This window comes from Paenibacillus sp. 598K (genome assembly GCF_003851045.1).
GTDB lineage: Bacteria > Bacillota > Bacilli > Paenibacillales > Paenibacillaceae > Paenibacillus_D.
In genome coordinates this window covers 63,300-84,967 of the sequence record NZ_BFBX01000088.1, presented here as the reverse complement: position 1 = coordinate 84,967, position 21,668 = coordinate 63,300, and the positions used below count along the sequence as shown (strand labels likewise).

At 59.7% G+C, this 21,668-nt stretch carries 23 protein-coding genes and 1 pseudogene; 16 read left to right on the top strand and 8 right to left on the bottom strand.

Features of this window, described 5'->3' with window-relative positions:
- Positions 1-39 precede the first annotated feature (39 nt).
- A complete protein-coding gene (gene ylbJ, locus PA598K_RS24070; protein WP_260405574.1) occupies positions 40-1,110 on the bottom strand; it encodes a sporulation integral membrane protein YlbJ in 1,071 nt (356 codons plus the stop codon).
- A 497-nt stretch (positions 1,111-1,607) separates the two neighbouring features.
- Between ylbJ and PA598K_RS24065 the strand changes: the two genes are divergently transcribed.
- Together PA598K_RS24065 and PA598K_RS24060 are read left to right on the top strand one after the other, a co-directional pair.
- A complete protein-coding gene (locus tag PA598K_RS24065) occupies positions 1,608-1,997 on the top strand; it encodes a globin domain-containing protein (protein ID WP_128659399.1) in 390 nt (129 codons plus the stop codon).
- Positions 1,998-2,702, top strand: a complete 705-nt coding sequence (locus PA598K_RS24060; RefSeq protein ID WP_128659398.1) for a DUF2225 domain-containing protein — start codon at positions 1,998-2,000, stop codon at positions 2,700-2,702.
- A 129-nt stretch (positions 2,703-2,831) separates the two neighbouring features.
- On the opposite strand, the gene PA598K_RS24055 is transcribed toward PA598K_RS24060, so the two are convergent.
- Together PA598K_RS24055 and PA598K_RS24050 are read right to left on the bottom strand one after the other, a co-directional pair.
- Complete coding sequence (locus PA598K_RS24055; RefSeq protein ID WP_128659397.1) at positions 2,832-3,074, bottom strand: hypothetical protein; 243 nt, start codon at positions 3,072-3,074, stop codon at positions 2,832-2,834.
- Complete coding sequence (locus PA598K_RS24050) at positions 3,071-3,244, bottom strand: YycC family protein (protein ID WP_128659396.1); 174 nt, start codon at positions 3,242-3,244, stop codon at positions 3,071-3,073. Before PA598K_RS24050 ends, PA598K_RS24055 begins: the two co-directional genes overlap by 4 nt.
- Positions 3,245-3,385: 141 nt before the next feature.
- Between PA598K_RS24050 and PA598K_RS24045 the strand changes: the two genes are divergently transcribed.
- From PA598K_RS24045 to PA598K_RS24010, 8 genes are all read left to right on the top strand, one after another.
- On the top strand, positions 3,386-5,182 hold the full coding sequence (locus PA598K_RS24045; RefSeq protein ID WP_128659395.1) for a M3 family oligoendopeptidase: 1,797 nt from the start codon (positions 3,386-3,388) through the stop codon (positions 5,180-5,182).
- Between the two features lie 287 nt (positions 5,183-5,469).
- Positions 5,470-6,078, top strand: a complete 609-nt coding sequence (locus tag PA598K_RS24040) for a CBS domain-containing protein (protein ID WP_376739067.1) — start codon at positions 5,470-5,472, stop codon at positions 6,076-6,078.
- A gap of 11 nt (positions 6,079-6,089) precedes the next feature.
- On the top strand, positions 6,090-6,923 hold the full coding sequence (locus PA598K_RS24035; protein ID WP_128659393.1) for a pyruvate, water dikinase regulatory protein: 834 nt from the start codon (positions 6,090-6,092) through the stop codon (positions 6,921-6,923).
- An 11-nt stretch (positions 6,924-6,934) separates the two neighbouring features.
- A complete protein-coding gene (gene glpX / locus PA598K_RS24030; protein ID WP_128659392.1) occupies positions 6,935-7,906 on the top strand; it encodes a class II fructose-bisphosphatase in 972 nt (323 codons plus the stop codon).
- Positions 7,907-7,928: 22 nt separating this feature from the next.
- Positions 7,929-8,336 carry a nucleoside-diphosphate kinase gene (gene ndk, locus PA598K_RS24025; protein WP_128659391.1) on the top strand — a complete coding sequence of 136 codons (408 nt, stop codon included), beginning with the start codon at positions 7,929-7,931 and terminating at the stop codon, positions 8,334-8,336.
- Between the two features lie 225 nt (positions 8,337-8,561).
- Complete coding sequence (locus PA598K_RS24020; RefSeq protein WP_260405573.1) at positions 8,562-10,556, top strand: peptidase U32 family protein; 1,995 nt, start codon at positions 8,562-8,564, stop codon at positions 10,554-10,556.
- Entirely contained in the window at positions 10,510-11,802 is a 1,293-nt protein-coding gene (locus PA598K_RS24015; protein ID WP_128659390.1) for an aspartate aminotransferase family protein, read from the top strand. The genes PA598K_RS24020 and PA598K_RS24015 overlap by 47 nt, the downstream gene beginning before the upstream one ends.
- Positions 11,803-11,808: 6 nt before the next feature.
- Positions 11,809-12,684: a UbiA-like polyprenyltransferase gene (locus PA598K_RS24010; protein WP_128659389.1), complete on the top strand. Its 876-nt coding sequence runs from the start codon at positions 11,809-11,811 to the stop codon at positions 12,682-12,684.
- Between the two features lie 70 nt (positions 12,685-12,754).
- Here the strand turns inward: PA598K_RS24010 and PA598K_RS24005 are convergent, their stop codons facing one another.
- Positions 12,755-13,612, bottom strand: a complete 858-nt coding sequence (locus PA598K_RS24005; protein ID WP_128659388.1) for a hypothetical protein — start codon at positions 13,610-13,612, stop codon at positions 12,755-12,757.
- A 99-nt stretch (positions 13,613-13,711) separates the two neighbouring features.
- Here PA598K_RS24005 and PA598K_RS24000 point away from each other — a divergent pair, with 99 nt between their 5' ends.
- Positions 13,712-14,650 (top strand): MerR family transcriptional regulator, encoded by a 939-nt coding sequence (locus PA598K_RS24000; RefSeq protein WP_185602196.1) that lies wholly within the window; start codon positions 13,712-13,714, stop codon positions 14,648-14,650.
- Here the strand turns inward: PA598K_RS24000 and PA598K_RS23995 are convergent.
- Positions 14,647-14,850 carry a DUF6199 family natural product biosynthesis protein gene (locus PA598K_RS23995; protein ID WP_128659386.1) on the bottom strand — a complete coding sequence of 68 codons (204 nt, stop codon included), beginning with the start codon at positions 14,848-14,850 and terminating at the stop codon, positions 14,647-14,649. The genes PA598K_RS24000 and PA598K_RS23995 overlap by 4 nt on opposite strands.
- Before the next feature lie 129 nt (positions 14,851-14,979).
- Here PA598K_RS23995 and PA598K_RS23990 point away from each other — a divergent pair, with 129 nt between their 5' ends.
- Complete coding sequence (locus PA598K_RS23990) at positions 14,980-15,228, top strand: hypothetical protein (RefSeq protein WP_128659385.1); 249 nt, start codon at positions 14,980-14,982, stop codon at positions 15,226-15,228.
- Between the two features lie 156 nt (positions 15,229-15,384).
- Positions 15,385-16,542 carry a hypothetical protein gene (locus tag PA598K_RS23985; protein WP_128659384.1) on the top strand — a complete coding sequence of 386 codons (1,158 nt, stop codon included), beginning with the start codon at positions 15,385-15,387 and terminating at the stop codon, positions 16,540-16,542.
- Between the two features lie 8 nt (positions 16,543-16,550).
- Here PA598K_RS23985 and PA598K_RS23980 read toward each other — a convergent pair whose 3' ends face one another.
- From PA598K_RS23980 to PA598K_RS23970, 3 genes are read right to left on the bottom strand one after another with little or no spacing between them, the layout of a single operon-like run.
- A complete protein-coding gene (locus PA598K_RS23980; RefSeq protein WP_128659383.1) occupies positions 16,551-17,282 on the bottom strand; it encodes an ABC transporter permease in 732 nt (243 codons plus the stop codon).
- Between the two features lie 14 nt (positions 17,283-17,296).
- Positions 17,297-18,049, bottom strand: coding sequence for an ABC transporter permease (locus tag PA598K_RS23975; protein WP_128659463.1), 753 nt, complete (start codon positions 18,047-18,049; stop codon positions 17,297-17,299).
- The gene (locus PA598K_RS23970; RefSeq protein WP_128659382.1) at positions 18,046-18,963 is read right to left on the bottom strand and encodes an ABC transporter ATP-binding protein; all 918 of its coding nucleotides are present in this window, start codon (positions 18,961-18,963) and stop codon (positions 18,046-18,048) included. Before PA598K_RS23970 ends, PA598K_RS23975 begins: the two co-directional genes overlap by 4 nt.
- 159 nt (positions 18,964-19,122) lie before the next feature.
- On the opposite strand from PA598K_RS23970, the gene PA598K_RS23965 reads away from it, so the two are divergent.
- From PA598K_RS23965 to PA598K_RS23955, 3 genes and pseudogenes are all read left to right on the top strand, one after another.
- On the top strand, positions 19,123-19,839 hold the full coding sequence (locus tag PA598K_RS23965; RefSeq protein ID WP_128659381.1) for a response regulator transcription factor: 717 nt from the start codon (positions 19,123-19,125) through the stop codon (positions 19,837-19,839).
- Positions 19,839-21,221, top strand: a complete 1,383-nt coding sequence (locus PA598K_RS23960; RefSeq protein ID WP_128659380.1) for a sensor histidine kinase — start codon at positions 19,839-19,841, stop codon at positions 21,219-21,221. The genes PA598K_RS23965 and PA598K_RS23960 overlap by 1 nt, the downstream gene beginning before the upstream one ends.
- 239 nt (positions 21,222-21,460) lie before the next feature.
- A pseudogene (locus PA598K_RS23955) lies at positions 21,461-21,668 on the top strand (CpaF family protein); the annotation flags it as partial.

Sequence of the window (21,668 nt, the reverse complement as noted above, 5' to 3'; positions counted from 1 at the left end):
TACCCTGAATGATAGCCGAAATTGCCCGGAAACACAATGTCACACGGGCCCCAGCCAACCCCACAGCACATAGACCAAGAGGACCGCAAGGATGCTGTGCAACAGACGCGCGGCGAGAAACGGCCCATACCTCATCCCGGTGCGGCTGATCAGACTGGCGATCTGGGCATGGACCGATAATCCTCCCCACGACAATACCCAGGCGGCGATCGCCAACTGATGCAGCAGCGCGCCGCCAGCCATCCCGGCCTCGCGCGCGCCCAGCGTCACCTCGAAGAGGCCGCTGACGATCGCCCCCGAGAGGACGGAGGGGAGGCCGCATAGCTGCATGAGCGCTTCGATCGAAGCGGCGAGCCGGGGGATCGCCCCGGCCTGACTGAGCACCTCCATCATGACCGAGAAGAAAACGACAAGGCCGCCGACGACGAACATGAGCCGCAGGCTCGACTGGATCGCATCCTGCAGCAGCGTGCCGAACGTTCGCCCGTCTGCCAATCGCGCCTTGTGCATCGCGATCAGCGAAGCTTGCAGCCGACGAGTCTCGGTCTGGCGGAGGTCCGGTTGATCTGCAGGCGCAGGCGTAGCGGGGACGTGGCGATCGTGGAAGCGCATGAGGATGCCGACCAGCATCGCCGAGCCGTAGTGGGCAGCCGCCAGCAGCGGCGCGACCGCGACATTATGGAAGAAGCCGACCGAGACGGCGCCGACGAGGAAGATCGGATCGGACGAGGTGGTGAAGGCAACCAGCCGCTCGCCCTCGCTACGATTGACCAGCCCCTGCTCGCGCAGCTGCGAGGTGAGACGCGCGCCGACCGGGTAGCCGGCGACGAAGCCCATCGTCATAACAAAGCCGCCGATGCCGGGGATACGGAATACCGGGCGCATGAGCGGATCGAGCAGCGTCCCGAAAAAATGGACGACGCCAAAGCCGAGCAAAATCTCGGAGAGCACAAAAAACGTAAACAGCGATGGGAACAACACCTCCCACCAAATGGCGATCCCGCGGATCGAGGCGGACAGCGCAGCCTCGGGGTAGAGGGCCAGCAGCAGCGTCAGCGAGCAGGCCAGCATGGCCGACCATAGGGCGGGATGGATCAATCGTCGCAGCACAGCATATCCCTCCCTTGCGGCTATTGATGACCTATCCGGACAACCTGATTAGCTTAGATATATGCCAAGCCTTGGACAAACATCACCTCCAAAAGCAACAATTGGCATGCGAAAAATAGAAAACGCTTGCAAAAAAAGACTGATTTTTAAAAAAGGGTATGCTACAATAGAACTATCACGAACAGATGGAGGGATGCAGATGGCTTTTGTCGTCGGCTTGCTGGCTTGCCTGTTTGCTTTTGTGATCCGCCAGTCGCAGCCCGCCTCGGGAGAAGAGGAATGGAGCAGCTACTAGGGCGGTTGTCGTCCGGGCTTTAAGTTCATATCGTAAGTTCACACACAGCGTCACTTCTATTGATGATGCAGGCTGTGTGTTTTTGGCGTGCGACAATCTGTGTCTTCGGTATCTTGGCATCGGACGGTATGGTATAATAGTCTCACTCGCGGACGCCGGAAGGTGGCGGCTGTAATGAATAGCATTGGGGATCTGACACGAAATGAACATCAAACAAACGATATACGAAGCGGTTGGAGAAGAGACGGGCATCCGGGCAATTGTCGAGGCCTTTTATCCAAAGGTGCAGGCGCATCCGCTCCTCGGACCGCTGTTCCCGGAGGATATCACGCCGGTGATGGATAAGCAGACGTTGTTCCTGACGCAGTTTTTTGGCGGACCGATGCGGTATTCGGACGAGTACGGCCATCCGATGATGCGGGCGCGCCATATGCCGTTCCCGATTAATCGCGAGCGCGCGCTGGCGTGGCTGGACTGCATGCGACGGGCGCTCGAGGAGGTCGGGATCGAGGCCGAGCTGCGCGAGATCGTGTTGGAGCGTCTATCGGGACCTGCCTTTCACTTCATTAATACCGAAGAGGAGGACGATTAGGTGCTGGAGCCGCTGTACACCATCAAGACTGAGTGCATCTGCTGCGAGCGGACGTTCGAGACGTCGCGGGTGCGTCAGAGCTTCAAGAAGGCGCTCCGCACGGACAGTGATTTTTGCGCTTACTACAAGGAAGGGCATAATCCGGATTACTACGTCGTCCGGGTCTGTCCTGGCTGCGGCTTCGCCTCCACGGAGAATTCGATCGCTGTGCTGAACGACGCGCAGAAGCGTCTCTATCGGGAGAAGCTCGGCAGCGGCTGGACCTCCCGCGACTATGGCGGCGAGCGGAGCTGGGAGCAGGCGCTGGAGAGCTACAAGCTGGCACTGTTGTGCGCGCAGACGGTCCGCGACAAGGAGCGCATCATCGCCGGGCTGCTCCATCATCTCGCCTGGCTGTACCGCTACCGCGAGCAGACCGAGCAGGAGCTGCGCTTCCTTCGCTTCGCGTTGGAATCTTATGTGCGGGTGTACGAGGTAGAGGGCGTGTCGGTGAACAACGCCAGGCTGATGTATCTGATCGGCGAGCTGTATCGTCGGTTGGACGAGCCATATGAGTCGGTCAAGTGGTTCTCGCGCGTCATCCATAATAAAAAGATCGTCGATGCCGCGATGATCCGGGCGTCGCGCGAGCAGTGGCAGCTGCTGAGGGAGGACATGCTGGCCAAGAAGCTGGAGATGCCGGAGGAGATGCAGCAATCGCAGTGACGGGCGGGAGCGTGAGGCGAAGCGGCATCGCCAAGACAGGCGGTAGCCGTGGGTGACGCGGCCATCGCGAAGACACGTGGTAGCGGTGGGTGACGCGGTCATCGCGGAGACGGGCGGAAGCCCGAAGGCTCAGCCGCCTGTCCGGCGAATGACGGTATCCGTCAGCAGGTAGTCGTTGTCCGCATCGAGCAGCGTCACTTTGTTGCGACAGCAGGGGAAGACGAGCAGTCGCTTGCGACCGTCGCGGATCTCCGGCAGCTCGAGCGGCTTCATCGGCAGCAGCACCTGCTCCTCGCCGCAGAAGGGGCACTCCGGCAGGAATAGATCGCCCATCGCCTGGTCATAGGGTAGACAACGTTCAAATGGGATCATGTTTCAGATGAGTCCTTCGTTTCGGCTTCGGCGCTTTCCTTGGCGGCCAGCTCGGCCATCTTCTGCAGCAGGATGTGGCGCGGCATATGCATGAGATGCTCGATCGGCACGCCGAGCTGCTTGGACAGCTTGACGGCGGTGTCGGCCGAGATTTGGAGCGGTCGGGACATAGATACATACCTCCTGATAGGGGCTCGGTTCGCAGACGAACCGGCAGGACATAGTTTAGTTATACACCGGTTGCCGCAGATGCGCAAATCGACCGGACAACGATATGTCGGTAGCAAGGGACGAAAGGGAGGAGAATGAGGATGGAGAAGCAACTGCCGATGAAATGGAACTTGGATGTGTTTTTTGCAGGAGGCTCGGAATCGGCTGCGTTCGCTGCCGAGCTGGACGCGTTGACGTTCGAGATCGGGGCGCTGGCGTCGGCGGTAGCGGATGGGTCACAGTCGGCCACAGAGACGCAATTGTCTGGCTGGACGGCCAAGGTGCAGTCGATCCTTGAGCGGATCCGAGAGGCCGAGTCTTATGTCTCTTGCCTGATGGCCGAGCAGATGGCAGATACGAAAGCGTCCCGGCTGCAGCACCGGGTACAGTCGCTGGCAGCCGAGTTGGGAAGTGCGTTGACCAGCTTCGACGAGGCGCTGCTCTCGCTCTCCGACGAGCGATGGTCGGCCTGGGTCGGGCAACCGGAGCTGGACGGGGCGACCTTCTATCTGACGGAGCGTCGCGAGCTGGCGCGGCTGAAGCTGCCGCCGGCTCAGGAGGCGCTCGTCAGCAGCCTGGCGGTCGACGGCTATCACGGCTGGGGCGAGCTGTACAACACGATCGTCGCCGGCGCCCGCTTCGCCTCGCCGCCCGAGGCGGGCGAACCGCAGCTGCTGTCAGCCGGACAGATGCATAATCTGCTCTCCCATACGGATCGCGCTGTGCGGACGGCCGCATTCGAGGAGTGGGAGCGTGTATGGGGCGAGCAGTCGACGCTGTGTGCGGAGGCGCTCAACCGTCTGGCGGGCTTCCGTCTGCAGCTGTACCGTCGTCGCGGCTGGGAGTCGGTGCTGCAGGAGCCGCTGCACATGAACCGGATGAGCGAAGCGGCGCTGTCAGCAATGTGGGCGGCGATCGAGGAGAGTCGGCCGGTGCTGCTGCGCTATCTGCAGCGCAAGGCGGAGCTGCTCGGGCTCGAGCGGCTCGACTGGCATGATGTCGAGGCGCCGATCGGCGAGGCGAGCCGGACGATCTCGTACGACGAGGCTGCGCAATTTATTGTCGATCGCTTTCGCGGCTTCGATCCGGGGCTGGCCGAGTTCTCGGAGATGGCCTTCCGCGAGGGCTGGATCGAGGCAGAGGATCGTCCAGGCAAGCGGCCGGGCGGCTTTTGCACCTCGTTTCCGAAGACGGGACAGACGCGGATCTTCATGACCTACTCCGGCACCGCCTCCAACGTGGCGACCTTGGCGCATGAGCTCGGGCATGCCTACCACCAGCATGTGATGGAGGGCTTGCCGCCGATGGCCCAGGAGTACGCGATGAATGTGGCCGAGACGGCGTCGACCTTTGCCGAGCTGATCGTTGCCGATTCGTCTATGCAGCTGGCGGAGGACCCGCAGGAGAAGCTGGCGCTCCTCGACGACAAGATCCAGCGGACGGTGGCCTACTTTATGAACATCTACGCCCGTTTCCGGTTCGAGCAAGCGTTTTATGCCCGTCGGAGCGAGGGTACGCTGTCGGCGGAGGAGCTCAATGAGCTGATGCACGAGGCGCAGCAGGAGGCGTTTGGCGGGGTGCTCGGGACCGTGCAACCGACGTTTTGGGCGTCCAAGCTGCATTTCTACCTGACCGATGTGCCATTCTACAACTTCCCCTACACCTTCGGTTACCTGTTCAGCACCGGCATCTATGCGCGGGCGCTCGAGGAGGGGCAGGCGTTCGCGGAGCGTTATGCGCTGCTGCTGCGGGATACTGGCGTGATGACGGTGGAGGAGCTGGCTCGCAAGCATCTGGGCGTCTCCCTGGAGGAGCCGGATTTCTGGCGAAGCGCTGTTGGGCTGGCTATACGGGATATTGATACGTTTATCGAGATGACCAGTGAACCGATGAACTGACGATTGTTTGGAGCCTTGGAGGGATTGCCTCGACAGGGCTCTTTTCTTATGTCTGTCTCCGGACACTTGCAGCAGCCCAAGTGACCAACGTCACAGCAGGGAATACGTGGAAGGTGTAGGATAATAACAACGTAATACGAATGAGCAGGATATATATTGTACATTATTTATATATGTGATACATTAATCATGCCAATACGATCAGGAATCCATGATTTAAACAGGGTATCCACGTAAAAGTGTGTAGGATATAGGAGGGATGGGACATCGAGCTGTCAGCGCGTCAGTTGGAGATAATGGATATCGTCAAGCAACACGCGCCGATTACTGGCGAGCAGTTGGCCGAGCTGCTGGGCGTCAGCAGACCGACCTTGCGTTCTGACCTGTCGCTCCTGGTCATGCTCGGACTGCTGGACGCCAAGCCCAAGGTCGGCTACTTCCTGGGCAATGCTTACCGGCAGGACAATGTTGCCCTTCAAGGCCTCAAGTCGATGAAGGTGCGCGAGGTCCAGGGGATACCGGTCAGTATCGGCGAAGGCTTGTCCGTCCATGATGCGGTTGTGGCGTTGTTTACGGAGAATGCCAACACGCTGCTCATTGTTGGCGAGCAGAAACAATTTATGGGCATCGTTACGCCAAAGGACTTGCTGAAGGTTACGCTGGGCAATGCCAGTGCGGCGACAATCCCGGTCAGCATGGTCATGACCCGCTATCCGAATATTGTCACCGTTCATCCCGACGATCCGGTCACCGAAGCGATCCGCAAAATGATCGCCCATCAATTGGACTGTCTGCCGGTTCTGGAGCAGGCGGAGGGTGGCGCGGAGGCTGTAGGCTGGGTAACGAAGACGAATGTCGTTCACCTTCTGAAGGATTTGGTAACAGCGACGGAATAGGAGGCAAGGCAGTGACCAAGCAGCAGCGATACATTTATGTCTGTTCAGATGCGGTCGGCGAGACGGCAGAGGCCGTCGCGCGGGCGACGATGCGCCAGTTCGCGGCGGGAGAGGTGCAGCTGCGACGGTATAGCCAGATCCGGACGGAGGAGGAGATTGTCTCGATCGTTCAGGAGGCGGCAGATGCCGGCGGCTTCATTGCCTTCACGCTGGTACAGCCGGAGCTGCGCGAGATGATGAAGGAGGAGGCGAAGCAGCGCGGCGTGCGGATCGTCGATGTGATGGGACCGATGATGCAGGCGTACATCGATACCTTCAACGGCTATCCGAGGCGCGAGCCGGGGCTGCTGCATACGCTCGACGATGCGTATTACCAGCGGATCGATGCGGTGGAGTTCGCGGTCAACTTTGACGATGGCAAGGATGCGCGCGGGCTGCTGCAGGCCGAGGTGGTGCTGATCGGAGTCTCTCGCACCTCCAAGACGCCGCTGAGCATCTATCTGGCGCACAAGGGGATCAAGGTCGCCAACCTGCCGCTCATGCCGGAGGTCAAGCCGCCTGCGGAGCTGATGCCTTCGCCGGAGCGGCTGATCGTCGGCCTCACGATGGAGCTGCGACAGATGCATAAGATCCGTACCGAGCGGCTGCGTACGATGGGCCTGCCAGCCGTCTCCCGTTACGCCTCGGAGGCGCGCATCCGCGAGGAGTTGGAATATGCCGAAGCGGTCATGAAGCGGCTCGGCTGTCCGGTCATCGATGTGACGGACCGGGCGATCGAGGAGACGGCAGGGATCATCACGAGCTGGATGCACGAGCGCGAGCGCTCGCTGCAATCCGGACGATAGGGGGGAGCAGGATGGAGAGAGAACTGGCACTTGAGCTCGTCCGGGTGACGGAGCTGGCTGCCCTGGCAGCAGCCCCCTGGATGGGCAGGGGCGACAAGAACAGCGCCGACGGCGCGGCGACCGAAGCGATGCGGCGGATGTTTGATTCCATTACGATTCAGGGAACAGTGGTCATAGGCGAAGGCGAGATGGACGAGGCGCCGATGCTCTACATCGGCGAGCAGGTGGGCAATCTCCAGGGACCGGCGGTTGATGTCGCAGTCGATCCGCTCGAGGGCACGGAGATCGTCGCGATGGGCCTCAATAATGCGATGTCGGTGCTGGCGATCGCGCCGCAAGGACAACTGCTGCATGCGCCGGACATGTATATGGAGAAGCTGGCGGTAGGTCCGGCGCTCGCAGGCAAGCTCAGCATCCGCGATCCGATCCGCACGACCGTGGAGAAGGCGGCGCTCGCGCTGAGCAAGCCGCTCTCCGATCTGACCGTCATGCTGCTGGATCGGCCTCGACACGCGGAGCTGGTGCGGGATCTGCGCGATGCGGGCGTCCGTATCAAGTTCCTCTCCGCTGGCGATGTGGCGGGGGCGATGGCGCCGGCGTTTCCCGAGACCGGCATCGATCTGTATGTCGGATCGGGCGGCGCGCCGGAGGGCGTGCTGGCGGCTGCCGCGCTCAAGTGTCTGGGCGGCGAGATCCAGGGCCGTCTCATGCCGGAGGACCAGGAGCAGTACGACCGTTGCGTGGCGATGGGGATCACGGAGCCGCGACGTGTGCTGCGGATGGATGATATGGTCGGCACCGGCGATGTTATCTTTACGGCGACGGGAGTGACGCCGGGCGAGTTTCTCGGCGGCGTGCGCTACTTGCCCGATCAGCGGGCGGAGACGCACTCGGTCGTCATGCGCGTGAAGACGCAGACGATCCGTTACATTCGTTCGCTGCACTATCTGCCGAACAAAGCCTTGCTCAGAAATGCCAACTAATCAAGGTAAAGGGGAGTTTACGATGGAAAGAACATTTGTGATGGTGAAGCCGGATGGCGTACAGCGCGGATTGATGGGCGAGATCGTCGGTCGCTTTGAGAGGAAGGGGCTGGTGCTAAAGGATATCAAGCTCATGACGATCCCGACAGCGATGGCCGAGGAGCATTACCGCGAGCATAAGGAAAAGAAGTTTTTCCGCGAGCTGATTGATTTCATCACCTCCGGCCCGGTGCTGGCGATGATCTGGGAGGGCGACAAGGCGGTCGCCAATGCGCGTTCGCTGATGGGCAAGACCAATCCGGCAGAAGCGGCGCCGGGAACAATCCGCGGCGACTTTGGCCTCATCGTCGACAGCAATGTGATCCATGGCGCAGACTCCCCAGAGAGCGCAGAGCGCGAGATCGGCCTGTTTTTTGGCGGGAATTACTAGATATTAAGCTGGCAGCTGCTGCAGCTTACAGCACAGTCTTAGCATCATCATACAAGCGGTCAGTTCTGCGTGTACAAACGCGGCGCTGGCCGCTTTTTTTCGTGCGTGCGCCATCGACGGCTAATGGTGAGGTTTATTCTTTCCTTTTGTGTGATCATTTTCACAATGTTTTCGGCGCACATCCTTTAGAATGAAGGTATAAACGCAGCAAAGGAGAGATCAGCTATGAGAAAAAGGGAGATGAACGGAAAACCGATCGAGCTGCTGGCCCCGGCGGGCACGCTGGATATTTTCAAAACAATCGTACAGGCGCCTTGCGACGCCGTCTACTTGGGTGGCTCGATGTTCAACATGCGGATGATCCGCAAAGGGTATAATCTGTCTCGCGAACAGCTGAAGGAGGCTGTCGAGCTGGCGCATAGCCTCGATAAAAAAGTGTATGTGACGGTGAACAACCTGATCGGTCCGCAGGAGCTGGAGCAGCTCGGCGACTATCTCGGCTATCTGGATCGGATCGGCGTCGACGCGATCATCGTCCAGGACTTCGCTGTCGTCTCGTTCGTTCGCGAGCTCGGTCTGAGGCTGCCTATTCATGCTTCGGTCATGATGAATGCCCACAATACCGACATGGTGCTGGCGCTGCAGGAGCTCGGGGTCACCCGGACCGTCGTATCCCGGGAGATGGATCTGAAGACGGCGCAGCTGTTGCATCTGAAGACCGGGATGGAGCTGGAATACTTCGTCCACGGGGATATGTGCTCGGTGCATGGCGCCAACTGTCTGGCCAGCTCGTTCCTGTACGGCATGAGCAGCAACCGCGGCCGCTGCATGAAGCCTTGCCGCTGGGCGTACCGCATCAAAAAGGACGGCGAGGTCTATCCGACCGAATATCCGCTCGCAGCCAAAGACATGTATATGTATGAGCATATCCCGGAGCTGATCGAGGCGAACGTTACGTCGTTCAAGCTGGAGGGACGGATGCGCGACGTCGAGGCGGTCCGAATGATCGTCGAGGCGTACGGCGACGCGATCGATCGCTACCTCGCCGATCCGGTCGGCTTCAACCGCGTGCATGACGCCGACAAGCTCTATGAGAACCGGAAGCGGGATTACTCGACGGCTTATGCCTTCGGCAAACCGGGGCTGGACAATATTAACCGGCGCTACGAAGGGACCGGGGTGTTCTACAGCACGGGCAAGGTGTTCAGCACGCCGACAGCGGAGCGGGAGCTGACGCCAGCCAAGGTAGCCGAGGTCGCCGATGTGCTGCAGACGGTCGAACGGCCGGCAGAGGGACGGCCGCGTCTGACCGTACGGGTGAACAACAAGGCGCAAGCGTCGATGGCAATCGCTGAAGGCGTCGACGTCGTCTATCTCTCGGGCGAGGTGTTCCTCCCCGATCAACCGTTCACGAAGGCGGATATCGAGCAATTGGCCGCCGAGAAGGGCGATACGCAGCTCGTGCTCGGGATGCCGCGGATGATGACCGATCTGCACATGGAGCAATACGGTCATTTGCTGGAGAACGGCGAGCTGGCGCTGGACGGGTTGCTCGTGACGCATATCGGCGCAGCGCGCACTTTTGCCCCATTCGGCTATCCGATGGTCGGCGACTTCAACCTCAATCTATACAACCAACGGGCCGAGCAGGTATATGCCGAGTATGGCGTGGAGCGTCTGACGGCATCGCTCGAGCTCCATCGCGACAAGCTAGCGGAGCTGCTGAAGCATACGGAGCGGACGACGGAGATGATCGTGCACGGCTCGCCGGTCGTCATGTACATGGAACATGATCTGTACGAGAATACGCAGGTGCTCCAGCCGATCGCCGAGGAGTCCAATCGCTATGTCGATGATTCGGTCCTCGTGCTGATGACAGACAAAGGCGAGAGCCCAGTCTACCGCGATCACCATGGACGCAACCATCTGACGATCGCCAAGGAGCTGTGCTATCTGCCGCTTGTGCCGCAGCTGCTGGAGGCGGGAGTGACGCATTACCGGATCGAAGGCTGCACGTATGACGTCGAGCAACTGCGGACGATTATTCGCGCTTATCGCCAGGTGCTGGCCGATCCGACTACGGCGGGCGATGTCATGGCGACGATGAAGCCGGTCTATGCCGGGTATACGCTCGGTACGCTTGATTTTGCTATAGAAGGGGGCGTGTCCGCTCATGAAGAGCCCGCTATGGCTGCACGTGGAGGCGCAGCAGACGCTTGAGCTGCGCAAGAGCTACTTTTACCCCTGTACACAGCATTTCTACCGTCGGCCGCCGCTGCTCGTAAGGGGGCGGGGTCAGTATGTCTATGATTCGGAAGGCAAGACGTACACCGATTTTTTTGCCGGCGTGTCGGTCATGTCGTGCGGCCATAGCAATGAGGAGATCGTCGAGGCGACGATCTCCCAACTGAGGGAGCTGCAGCATACATGCACGATCTATCTGACCGAGGCCAATGCCCGGCTGGCCGAACGGCTCGCGCAGGTGATGCCCGGCGATCTGAATCGCAGCTTCTTTTGCAGCAGCGGCTCGGAGGCCAATGAAGGCGCGCTGCTGCTAGCCCGGATCCATACGGGACGGCGGGGCTTCATCTCGCTGGAGCATTCGCTGCACGGCCGCACGTATCTGACGATGAGCGTGACCGGCCTGCGGATGTGGCGCGCCGACGATTATCTGGGCGGCGAGGATGTGACCTTCATCCCGCGTCCCTATGACGAGTCGCTGTCCGCAGAGGAGGCGGCGCAGCGTTCGCTTGCGGCGCTAAGGGGCGTGCTGGAGGAGAGGGGCGAAGAGATCGCCGCGATGATCGTCGAGCCGATCCAGGGCAATGGCGGCATCATCGTCCCGCCGTCGTGGTACTTCCGCGAGGTCAAGGCGCTGCTGGAGCGTTACGGCGTGCTCCTCATCTGCGACGAGATCCAGACCGGCTTCGGACGGACTGGCAGGATGTTCGCAATCGAGCACTACGGCGTCGTCCCCGATATTATGACGATGGCCAAGGCGCTTGGCAACGGCACGCCGATCTCGGCGTTTGCCACGACCGATGCGATCGCCGCTTCCTTGAATCGCCCCTCGGCCTCGACCTTCGGAGGCAATCCGGTGTCAGCGGCGACCGCGCTGGCCGTGCTCGACTTCATCGAGTCGCAGCGTCTGGCCGAGCGGGCGCAAGCGTTGGGCGGACTGCTCAAGGCAGGGCTGCTGAAGCTGCAGACGGTCCATCCAGGCATCGCCCATGTACGCGGCATGGGACTGATGATCGGCATGGAGTTGGATTACGGCGATGCTGGCGTCAGCGCGGCCAAGGTTGATGAGCTGCTGGAGCGGATGAAGGACCGTGGCTTCCTGATCGGCAAAAACGGCGTCCATCGCAACGTCGTCGCCTTCCAGCCGCCGCTTGTCATTACCGAGCAGGACATCCATGACATGACAGAAGCGCTGGAGCGGACGCTGCACGAGATAGGAGAGTGATGTCCGATGTTCGCAGTCGCGCAGGTATGGAAAAAAACGAAGCATTACGGCGAGCTGGTCATGTTCTCGCATACGCTGTTTTCGTTGCCGTTTGCCCTGATCTCGCTCGTCTGGGCAGCCGAGGGACTGCCCGAGCCGCGCATCTGGCTATGGTCGCTGCTGGCGATCGTCGCGGCCCGCAACGGGGCCAACGCCTTTAATCGGCTCGTCGATGCGAAGTACGACGGCCTCAATCCGCGCACGGCGCATCGACATCTGCCCCGGCATCTGCTGCGGCATCGGGAGGTCTGGTGGTTCGTCATCGTCAACTACGGCATCTTCATCGCCGCCGCTGCGATGCTCAACCCGCTCTGCCTGATCCTCTCGCCGGTGGCGATCGTGCTGATCTCTTCTTACTCGTACACCAAGCGCTTCACCTGGCTGAGCCATCTGTATCTCGGCTTTGTGATCGCCTCTGCGCCGATCGGCGCCTGGTTCGCCGTCACCGGACAATTTGCGTTCACGCCCTTTATCCTCGGGACGGTGGTGATGCTGTGGATCGCCGGCTTCGATATTATCTACGCCACGCAGGATGTCGAGTTCGACCGCAAGCAAGGTCTCTGGTCGATCCCGAGCGTCTTCGGCGTCGATCTGGCGCTGCTGTTCTCCCGGCTGCTGCACGGCGTCATGCTGCTGCTGCTCGTCTCGCTCGCGGTGATCCGCGGGAGCGGCTGGATTTACGCGGTTGGTCTGGCCCTGACGCTGCTGCTCCTGCTGCTCGAGCACAATCTGGTGAAGCCCGCCAATCCCCGGCTGATGAAGCTGGCTTCCTACAATCTTAATCAGGTAATCAGCGTCATTATTTTGTCCTCGGCGCTGCTGGACTACTTCTTATTGGTATGAGGTGCATGGATGGGATAGATGAAAAAGCGAACGCTGCAGCCTCTAGGCTGTGGCGTTCGCTTGTTTGCTTTTACTGGAGAGAGGCGAGTGCGCGGACGGTGGCGTCCCATGCTTCGTCAGAGCTGTGGAGCAGGCTGCCGTGTCTGGCTGTGAGCGACAAGGAGTTGTCCCGGTAGGATTTCATGAAGACGATATAGGTCTCTCCTACGGTAATGTTGGTTGGCAGATTGACGAGCTTGAGCTCATCCATTGAGCCTTTGAAGGAGCGCAACGCATCAAATGTAAAGCTGGATACTTTCGGGCCAACCACCTCCCATCTTGTAGGTATCAGCTCGAAAATTGCATCCGAGGCGGATATTAGCTCATCCAGCATGTCAACCGAGTCCAGTACTGTTACGGGCTGGCTAGGTGACTTCAGATGGGTGGACTGCTGGATATACGCAAGCAATTGATCCGTGGTCGATATATCCTCCATGAGTTGGAATCCGGCTATCGGCGTATCGCCTTCAAGCCTTACCATGCTATCCTCTGTTACGGGTGTATAAAATGGCTCGGGGAAGGATCTGCTATCGTAAAGATCGAGAAACAACAGTACCTGCTGCCCTTTTTGCAGCACATCGCTGTTCTCATGAATGGAGATAGAGCTCCCGGCCGCAAGCTTGCCCTTGTAGTCGTGTGCGACGTCGACCGTCGCTTTTTGCGTCGATTCATCGAACACTTCCGTCATCGCCACCTCTCCGACGACGATGTGATCCGACCACTCGATGAGCGCATCCAGAGTTTGCTCATACTGGCTGCCTTCTGCGATGGGTACGCCTTTGCCGATCAGTGCAGACTCGGACGGCGACGAATCGGGAATACGCTGCGTGGCCAGGCAGGCGGAGAGCAGCAGGGGGAGTATAATAAATAATATCAACAGCTTGTTCACGACAATCACCTCTACCTTATAGAGTATGACGAGCAAAGCGTAATGCCATGTCAGAACAGGTTGTCGGCGTGTCTTGACTGTTCCCTTGGGGGCCGGTCTATGATAAGAGCAGAGGTGAGGCCGATGCATATGCGCCAACTGTGCCAAAAACTTGGCATCACGAAAAAAGCGATCAACTATTATATTGAACAGCAACTGCTCGATCCGCAAGTATCAGCGAATGGATACCGCGAGTTCAGCGAAGCCGATGAGACTCAATTGCGTAAAATCTCCATCCTGCGTAAGCTTGGGCTGTCCATACAAGAGATTCGCCAGCAGTTGGCCGATGGGTCAGGAGCGCTGCTGGACGAGCTCGCCCGGCGGCGTGAGCTCGAGCGCTCCAGGGAAGAAGCCAGACTGACGATCCTGCGTCGTCTGGGCGAGAGCGGCGATTGGTCGGAGGCGGAAGTCGAGCTCCAGGCCCTGGATCGGCAAGCTACGCTGCAGGACAAGCTGCGGCAGGCGTTCCCTGGCGCGTTCGGCGACTATGTGACGATGCATTTCGCCCGCTACCTGCCCGTTACTCTGGAGACGGAGGAGCAGCGGGAGGCCTATGCGGACATCCTCCGTTTCCTCGACGAAGCCGAGGGGCTCGAGTTGACTGATGATGATAACAGCAGCTCCATGCCTGCCGCCGTCTCTTCGGATGCGAAGGGAGCTGGCGATTATGACGAGGCCGGTAAGCCTGCTCTGTCTTACGATCAATGGAGAGAGCTATCCGAGGAGATGGAGCGTGCGGTCGCCCGCGCTGCCGAGGCCCCCGCCGCGTTCTGGCAAGAGCAGAAGGAGCGGCTTGCTGCCCTTGAAGCCTACAGGCAATCCCCCGCTTACCTTCACTCCGACGCGTATCGGATGCAGCGATTTGTGGCGGTACTGGAGCAAGCAGGAGGGTATCGTGAGCGGTTCATCCCGGCGATGAAGCGTCTTAGTCCAGCGTACCAAGCATATGCCCAGCATCTGGAGGCTCTCAATAAGGCGAGACCGACAACGCTTGATTAAAGGGGCAGGCTACCAGATAACAAAAGCAAGAGAAACATGACCAGTGCAATAATACCGCCAATTCGACTCATGACGAGGTAAGCTTCGCTTGGCTCCGACTCGCCCTTGACCATCCATCCGTATCGCAGGTACCAGCCAAAGGCCGGGTAGATAATATTGAGCACAGCGAGCGCGATGAAAAGAAAAATAAACAAGATCATAGCCATCCACTCCTTATATTTGCTTATACGAAAAAAGCGCAGGTAATGTTTCAGTTGAGGTAGTTTCTTTCATCTTAAGTCCACTATGCTATAATTAAATTAAATGCACTTCTAAGCGAGGTGAAGCCTATGAAATGGGAAGAGATTACCGATTTGCATCCAAGTCGATTTGTGTTAGTAGAAGCAATCAAAGCAAGCTCTAGCAACCGTATACGGAAAATAGAGGAAATGGCAGTCATTCAAGATTATGATAATCCTAACGAGGCTTGGAGCGGCTATAAAGAGCTGCATAAGCTTCATCCTCATCGTGAATTGTATATATTCCATACAAGTAGAAAAGATGTAGAAGTTGTGGAAGAGTTTTTCAAGGTCCTATAACAACATTGACGGCCCTGGAAGAACTATGCTATATTAGGACAAAATAGTTGAGGAATACGTGACGGAAGCACCGCACATTACGCATAACTGCGTAGTTTGCGGTGCTTTTTTTGTTGCTATGCATCGGCAGCGTATTCCCGGAAGGAGCGAACCGAAGTGAAGCAAGGCCATCTCATCATCGCCGCCAGGGAGCAGGACTATATCCAGCGGCTATCCTCGTATATGCGGGATGTGGAGTTCGGGACGATCTGGCAGGTGACGGCCTTTACGCATCCGCCAGCGCTGAAGCAATATCTCAAAAACGGCTACCCGGCGGATCTGGTGCTGGCTCAGCCTGTATTCCTGGAGGAAGCGGGCGAGCTGCTGCCGCCGTCAGCGGTGGTCGCCGAGCTGGTGCGGCAGCGCGTCGATGAGGGACGACAGCAGCTGCTGCAATTCCAGCCGCTGCCGGAGTTGTTGCGCCAGCTCACGCAGCTTCATCGCGAGGCGGCGGGCGGGGCGACGCTGTCGGCAGCGCCAAGCGGCGGACCGCAGATTGTTGCCGTCTACTCCGCCGCGGCCGGGATCGGCAAGACGACGCTGGCGCTCCATCTGGCCCGAGCGGCGGCGTTGAGACGCAAGAAGGTGTTTTATCTCAATCTGGAGCAATGGCCGGGGACGGCCGGACTGTTCGGCGATCCGCCCGACGACAGCTTCTCGCGGATGCTGTATGCGCTGCAAGCACAACCGGATCAGGCAGCAGAGCGGCTGCGCGAGCATCGCAAGTCCCATCCGACCTTGCACTGCGATGTCTTCGCGCCGCCTCAGAGCGCTGGGGAGCGCCGCGCCTTGAGCGGCGCGGTCGCGGCCGCATTGCTGGAGACGATCGCAAGCAGCGGCGAGTATGAGCTAATCATCGTCGACTTGGACAGCTGGATGGACGAGGTGTACGACGCGGTGGTCGGAGCGAGCGGACGGCTGCTTTGGCTCTATGCCGAGGATGCGGTCGTGCGCGGCAAGACGCAGTATGGACTGGATGAGGCAAGGAAGCGTGGCGGTAGCGAGCTGTTGCAACGACTGCGGCTGCTTAGGATCGGCGAGTCGGAGCTTGCTGTGCCTGGCCAGACGCCTCTGGAGACGTATGGCATCCTGCCGGTCGTCCCACAATGGCATGGGCCGCAGAGCACGCCGGTGCCGTTCGCTTCGCCCCAGTATCGCCAAGCGGTGGAGCGCTTGCTGGACGAGCTGATCTGGCCGCAGGGCGAAGCCATCGAGGAGCGTCTCGGCAGACATGACGAAGCCAGGATGGAGACGGCCTACTCGCGGGTGCATTAAGTTGTGCGTCAGACGGTCACGACATCTGCGGAGCGCAGACGATGGATCGACCAGACCGCGAACAGCGCGATGAACAGCGAATTCATGAACAGGAAGATCAGGTTATCGCCTGGCGAGAGCCCTTGCTGACTGAGCACGCCCATGCCGATCGTCAGCAGCGAGTAGGGAAACAGCATGCCCAGATGCAGCACATAGAGTCCGAGGCCCGCAAAGACGAGGCACAGGCTGATGCCGATCGGCGTCGCGAAGCTGCGGATGCGGATGGACAGGCCAAGCTGCAGGGCAGCGATCGAGAGCGAGGCGATCCAGCCGCGCAAGCTCCACCCGATCGTCTCCAGTGGGAAGGGCTCCGTGATACCCAGGGCGATGCCCGCAGCTCCGTACATCAGCATAAAAAACGTCTGCGCGCCTAAGATAAGCACGCCAACGACAAGCAGCTTGGCCATAAACAGGCTTGTGATCGACAAAGGGACCGTTAAGGTCATGTTCCAGTTGCGATTATTGTGCTCGAGCCGGCAGACGAAGGCGCAGCAGATCGCGATCAGGATCGGCAGGAAAAACTCGCCGTAAAACAGGCTGACCTGAGTCCATAGACTGTACCAGCCGTTATCAAGCGCCGCTTGATTGACATAAAAGTTAAAGCATCCGATCAGCAGACTGAGCGTCGGCAGCGCCGCCAGCACCGGCAGCATGCGGGAACGGCGCAGCTTGAGCCATTCGGCAGAAAAGCTTCGTAGCATAGGTGTCGACCTCCTTAGATCTCTTGTCGCGAGAGATGATAATTGCCTGCCATGTAGAGTGCTGCCGCTGCCAGGAGCGCGACGGCGAGCAAGCCGAGCGGCAGTCCGCCGGACACGTAGGCGCCCGCCGAGGCGTCGTATACGTAAGTGACCGGGCTCAGATCGAGATAATAGGACCAGATGAACAGGTGACGGATGCTGGCGGGGAACAGGCCGGATGTGGTGCCCAGGAAGCCGCCCAGCATGCCGAGACAGAGCGCAAACGCCTGGTTGCGAACAGCGAGCGAGATCCACTGCTGCAGCGCCGTGATCGCCAACGTCGTCAGCAGCGCGCCGCAGATGAACTGGAGGAGCAGCCCCGCAGGCGGCGTTCCTTCGATGCCTTTGTAGTATCCGAAGCCGATCATAAAGGCTGCTTGGGCGGCAATGCCGCACAGCATCAGGCTGTTGGCGCACACATACTTGGCGCCGTAGACGTGATGGCGTCCGACAGAGGTCGTCATGAGCAGCTTCCAGGTGCTCCCCTTATGCTCCATATCGCAGATGCGGGAGACGACGATGGCCGACAGGATCGGCAGGAATAGCCCGTTCATCGAGGCGATGCTGAAGATGATCGCTTCCCAGCTGGCATTCGCTGCGCTGCGCGAGATCGAGATGCTGATCGACATCGCAGCCCAGAGCGCTTCGGCAGCGAGGAACATCGCCAGCATGAGCCCGATTTTTTTGCGGCGAATCTTATAGTATTCGAGCGCCAGAGCCTTCATCAGAGACTTCGCTCCTTCCCGGTAAGCTCGAGGAACAACTCCTCGAGGCTGCGCGTGCGCTCTTCGATGCGGGTGACGGGGATGCCCTGCTCGACGAGCGCCCGGTTGATGCGCGACACTTCCTCGTCCGATAGTGCCTCCAGGACGAGACGACGTTCTGCCCGTCTCGGCATGAAGCCGAGCGTCAGCAACACTTGCTCTGCTCGTGACGGCTCGCCTGTCGCGAAGTGCATCGTCGCCTGGTTGCTGGCTTGGAGCTGCTGCATCGTCCCTTGATAGAGCAGCTTGCCGTCGCTGATGATGCCGACCGAGGTGGCGATCTGCTCGATCTCGGACAGCAGATGGCTGGAGATCATTACTGTGATGCCATATTCGCCGGGCAACGACTTGATGAGCTCGCGGATCTCGCCGATCCCGGACGGATCGAGCCCGTTGGTGGGCTCGTCGAGGATGAGCAGCTTCGGGAAGGCGAGCAGCGCCATCGCGATGCCAAGCCGCTGCTTCATACCCAGCGAGTACTGGTCGGCCCGCTTGTGCTTTTGATTTTCGAGCCGGACGATATGCAGCGCTTTGTCGATGTTCTGAGCAGGGACATTGCGCAGCCGCTGCATGAGGCGCATGTTTTCTAGCCCGGTCAGATGGCCGTAGTAGGAGGGGGACTCGATGAGCGAGCCGGTGTCGTTCAGGATAGCCTGACGATTGCGGCCGAGCTCCTTGCCGAACATCCGGATGTTGCCCTCCGTCGGCTTGATTAGGCCAAGCAGCATTTTCAGCGTTGTCGTCTTGCCTGCGCCATTGGGTCCGAGGAAGCCGTAGATCTGACCCGTCTCGACCGTCAGATTCACCTTGTGGACGCGATGCGAGCTGCCATACGTTTTCGTTAGTTCGCGCGTTTCCACGATCGGGGATGCGTTCATATCCGTTACCACTCCAATTCGCTTTGTCATGTATCGATAGTCTCACTATAACGAGGGGAGCTTGCCGTCCGCTGACGCTGACCTTACGGCAGCCTTAAATAGGGCGCTGGCGCTTAGCTAATCGCTGTCATCGTGTATAATGGACATGGTGATGATGTGATGGATAGGATAAAAAATAAAAAAATATTGATCGTCGATGACGAGCCTGAAATACAGGCGATGATCGAGCGCTTCCTCCGCAAGGAAGGCTTCTTCCGCATCTATACGGCTGCGAGCTGTGCGGAGGCGCTGGCCTGCTGTCGATCCGAAAAGCCGGATGCGGCGATCCTGGACGTGATGCTGCCCGATGGCGACGGCTTCTCGCTGCTGCCTGCGATCCGCGCCTTCTCCACGATGCCCGTCCTGTTCCTGTCCGCCCGTGGCGAGGATGAGGACCGCTTGCTGGGCTTGGGACTCGGGGCGGATGATTATATGGTCAAGCCCTTCCTGCCAAGGGAGCTGATCCTGCGTCTGATGGCGATATTGAAGCGCGTATACGCGACTCCTGTCGTCGAACGGTTGCCTGTGTTCCGGCTCGGCGACCTATGGGTCGATCTGGAGAGCGCCGTGGTCCGTCAAGCAGAGGGCGAGCAGCAGCTGACGGCCAAGGAGCATGCGATCCTGCTCAAGCTCTATGAGCATCGGGGACGGATCGTCACGAGCGACGCGCTCTGTCAGGCGGTCTGGGGAGACGACAGCTACGGCTATGAGAATACGCTGATGGTGCATGTGCGACGCATCCGCGAGAAGATCGAGCCAGATCCGTCGAAGCCAATCTATCTGATGACCGTTCGCGGCCTTGGCTACAAGCTGCTGCCGTCTGCGGAGAGTCGCTGATGAATGGCGCAGTTCGCATCCTGCGGCGCTTCGTCGGCTCGACGATGCTCGTATCCGTGCTCCTCTTGCTCTTCAATCTCGTCCTGCTAGGCGTGATCGTCTTCAAGGAGGTGCAGGAGGGCCCCTCGCCATCTGCCGTCGTGCGCCAGGTGTCGGCCGGTCTGACTGCGGAGGGGGCGGGAGAGTACCGACTGGATGTCGAGGCGCAGCGTCTGCTGGAGCGGCATCAGGCGTGGGTCATGCTGCTGGATGAGCAGGGACAGGTCAACTGGAGCATGAGCCTGCCCCCGGAGATTCCAAGATCGTATAACGTCATCGATGTGGCCAAGTTCGCCCGGTATTACCTGATGGAATACCCGGTCTATGTGTGGGAGCGCAGCGAGGGACTGCTCGTCATGGGCTACCCCAAGCATACGTATGGCAAATATCAGCTCGACTTGCTCGCGGACTGGCTCAGATCGCTGCCGCTCCGCATCCTGCTGCTGCTCCTCTGCAACATCGCGCTGGCGCTTGTCGTCTCGGTGCTGATCGGTACGCGGCTTATCCGCAGCATCCGTCCGCTCATCGAGGGCATGCATACGCTCGCTCGCGGACAGCCAGTGCAGCTCGTGAGCGGGGGCATCCTGCAGGATCTGTCCACCAGCATCAACTCGACGTCCCGCATGCTGCAGGACAAGGACGAGGCGCTCAAGGCGAGAGACGAGGCGCGCTCGAACTGGATCGCGGGTATCTCCCACGACATCCGCACGCCGCTGTCGATGATCCTCGGCTATGCGAGCGAGCTGGAGGAGCGGGCGGAGCTGACCGCAGATGCTCGACAGCAGGCGGCGATCATCCGTCGCCAGGGAGAGCGGCTGCGCTCGCTCGTCAGCGACCTCAATCTGGTGTCTATGCTCGAATACGACATGCAGCCGCTCCAGCTCAAGCCGATCCGGCCCTCCGTGCTGGCCCGTCAGGTCGTCTCCGACTTCCTGAACGACGGTCTCGACGAACGGTATGCGATCTCGCTGCAGGTCGAGGAGGAGAGTGTAGCGACGATGGGGGACGAGCGACTGCTGTATCGGGCGCTGACCAATCTGATCCACAACAGTCTGCGTCATAATCCCGAGGGCTGCGCCATCGAGGTGCGGACAGGTCGTACGCCGGGCGGCGAGGAGTGTTATATTGAGGTGTCGGATGACGGGCGCGGCATCGCTCGAGCCGATCTGGCGGATGTCGTCCTGCTGCCGTATGCTGCGGGCCGCAAGCGGCACGCTGGGCAGGGACATGGGCTCGGTCTGCCGATGGTGGCGAGGATTGCGCGGGCGCATCGCGGAGAGCTGCTGCTGGGCAGCGACGAGGGGCAGGGACTGCGCGCCGTCATGAAGCTGCCTGTGAATTAAGCTTTCCTGGCGGCCGTGCTGCCCGGTTGCTCGACTTGAGATGGAATGTAAAGTCGGTTGTTGACGATTTTGGAAGATCTGTGCTATATTAGGTCAAAATAGTGGGACGACGTGACGGAAGCACCGCACATTACGCATGAATTATGCGTGATTTGCGGTGCTTTTTGATGTTTCACGGCGTAGTCCACGGAAGGAGGGATGCTCATCATGAGGACAGGGCATCGGACAGGAGACGGGCGATGAAGGCGATGACAGCAGAGGAGGTGGTGCTGGGGCTGAGGCGCCATATACGCGAGCGCATCGACCTGAGCGGCGCGGTGACCGACGAGGAGCTGACGGCGATCATCGAGGAGGCCGTGTTCCGGTGGGAGGGCTCGGCGACGATGACGTCCACCGAGAAGCTGCAGCTGGTGCGGCGGCTCTTCCACTCCTTCCGCGGTCTCGATG

What these genes read in the sequence shown, in the direction of transcription:
- glpX (WP_128659392.1), top strand. Translation starts at nt 6,935, where the DNA reads ATGGAGAGAGAACTGGCACTTGAGCTCGTCCGGGTGACGGAGCTGGCT.
- PA598K_RS23980 (WP_128659383.1), bottom strand. Translation starts at nt 17,282, where the DNA reads ATGCTACGAAGCTTTTCTGCCGAATGGCTCAAGCTGCGCCGTTCCCGC.
- PA598K_RS23995 (WP_128659386.1), bottom strand. Translation starts at nt 14,850, where the DNA reads ATGATCTTGTTTATTTTTCTTTTCATCGCGCTCGCTGTGCTCAATATT.
- PA598K_RS24050 (WP_128659396.1), bottom strand. Translation starts at nt 3,244, where the DNA reads ATGTCCCGACCGCTCCAAATCTCGGCCGACACCGCCGTCAAGCTGTCC.
- PA598K_RS23990 (WP_128659385.1), top strand. Translation starts at nt 14,980, where the DNA reads ATGAAATGGGAAGAGATTACCGATTTGCATCCAAGTCGATTTGTGTTA.
- PA598K_RS24000 (WP_185602196.1), top strand. Translation starts at nt 13,712, where the DNA reads ATGATAAGAGCAGAGGTGAGGCCGATGCATATGCGCCAACTGTGCCAA.
- PA598K_RS23970 (WP_128659382.1), bottom strand. Translation starts at nt 18,963, where the DNA reads ATGAACGCATCCCCGATCGTGGAAACGCGCGAACTAACGAAAACGTAT.
- PA598K_RS24055 (WP_128659397.1), bottom strand. Translation starts at nt 3,074, where the DNA reads ATGATCCCATTTGAACGTTGTCTACCCTATGACCAGGCGATGGGCGAT.
- PA598K_RS24010 (WP_128659389.1), top strand. Translation starts at nt 11,809, where the DNA reads ATGTTCGCAGTCGCGCAGGTATGGAAAAAAACGAAGCATTACGGCGAG.
- PA598K_RS24015 (WP_128659390.1), top strand. Translation starts at nt 10,510, where the DNA reads ATGAAGAGCCCGCTATGGCTGCACGTGGAGGCGCAGCAGACGCTTGAG.
- PA598K_RS23960 (WP_128659380.1), top strand. Translation starts at nt 19,839, where the DNA reads ATGAATGGCGCAGTTCGCATCCTGCGGCGCTTCGTCGGCTCGACGATG.
- PA598K_RS23965 (WP_128659381.1), top strand. Translation starts at nt 19,123, where the DNA reads ATGGATAGGATAAAAAATAAAAAAATATTGATCGTCGATGACGAGCCT.
- PA598K_RS24020 (WP_260405573.1), top strand. Translation starts at nt 8,562, where the DNA reads ATGAGAAAAAGGGAGATGAACGGAAAACCGATCGAGCTGCTGGCCCCG.
- PA598K_RS24065 (WP_128659399.1), top strand. Translation starts at nt 1,608, where the DNA reads ATGAACATCAAACAAACGATATACGAAGCGGTTGGAGAAGAGACGGGC.
- ndk (WP_128659391.1), top strand. Translation starts at nt 7,929, where the DNA reads ATGGAAAGAACATTTGTGATGGTGAAGCCGGATGGCGTACAGCGCGGA.
- PA598K_RS24045 (WP_128659395.1), top strand. Translation starts at nt 3,386, where the DNA reads ATGGAGAAGCAACTGCCGATGAAATGGAACTTGGATGTGTTTTTTGCA.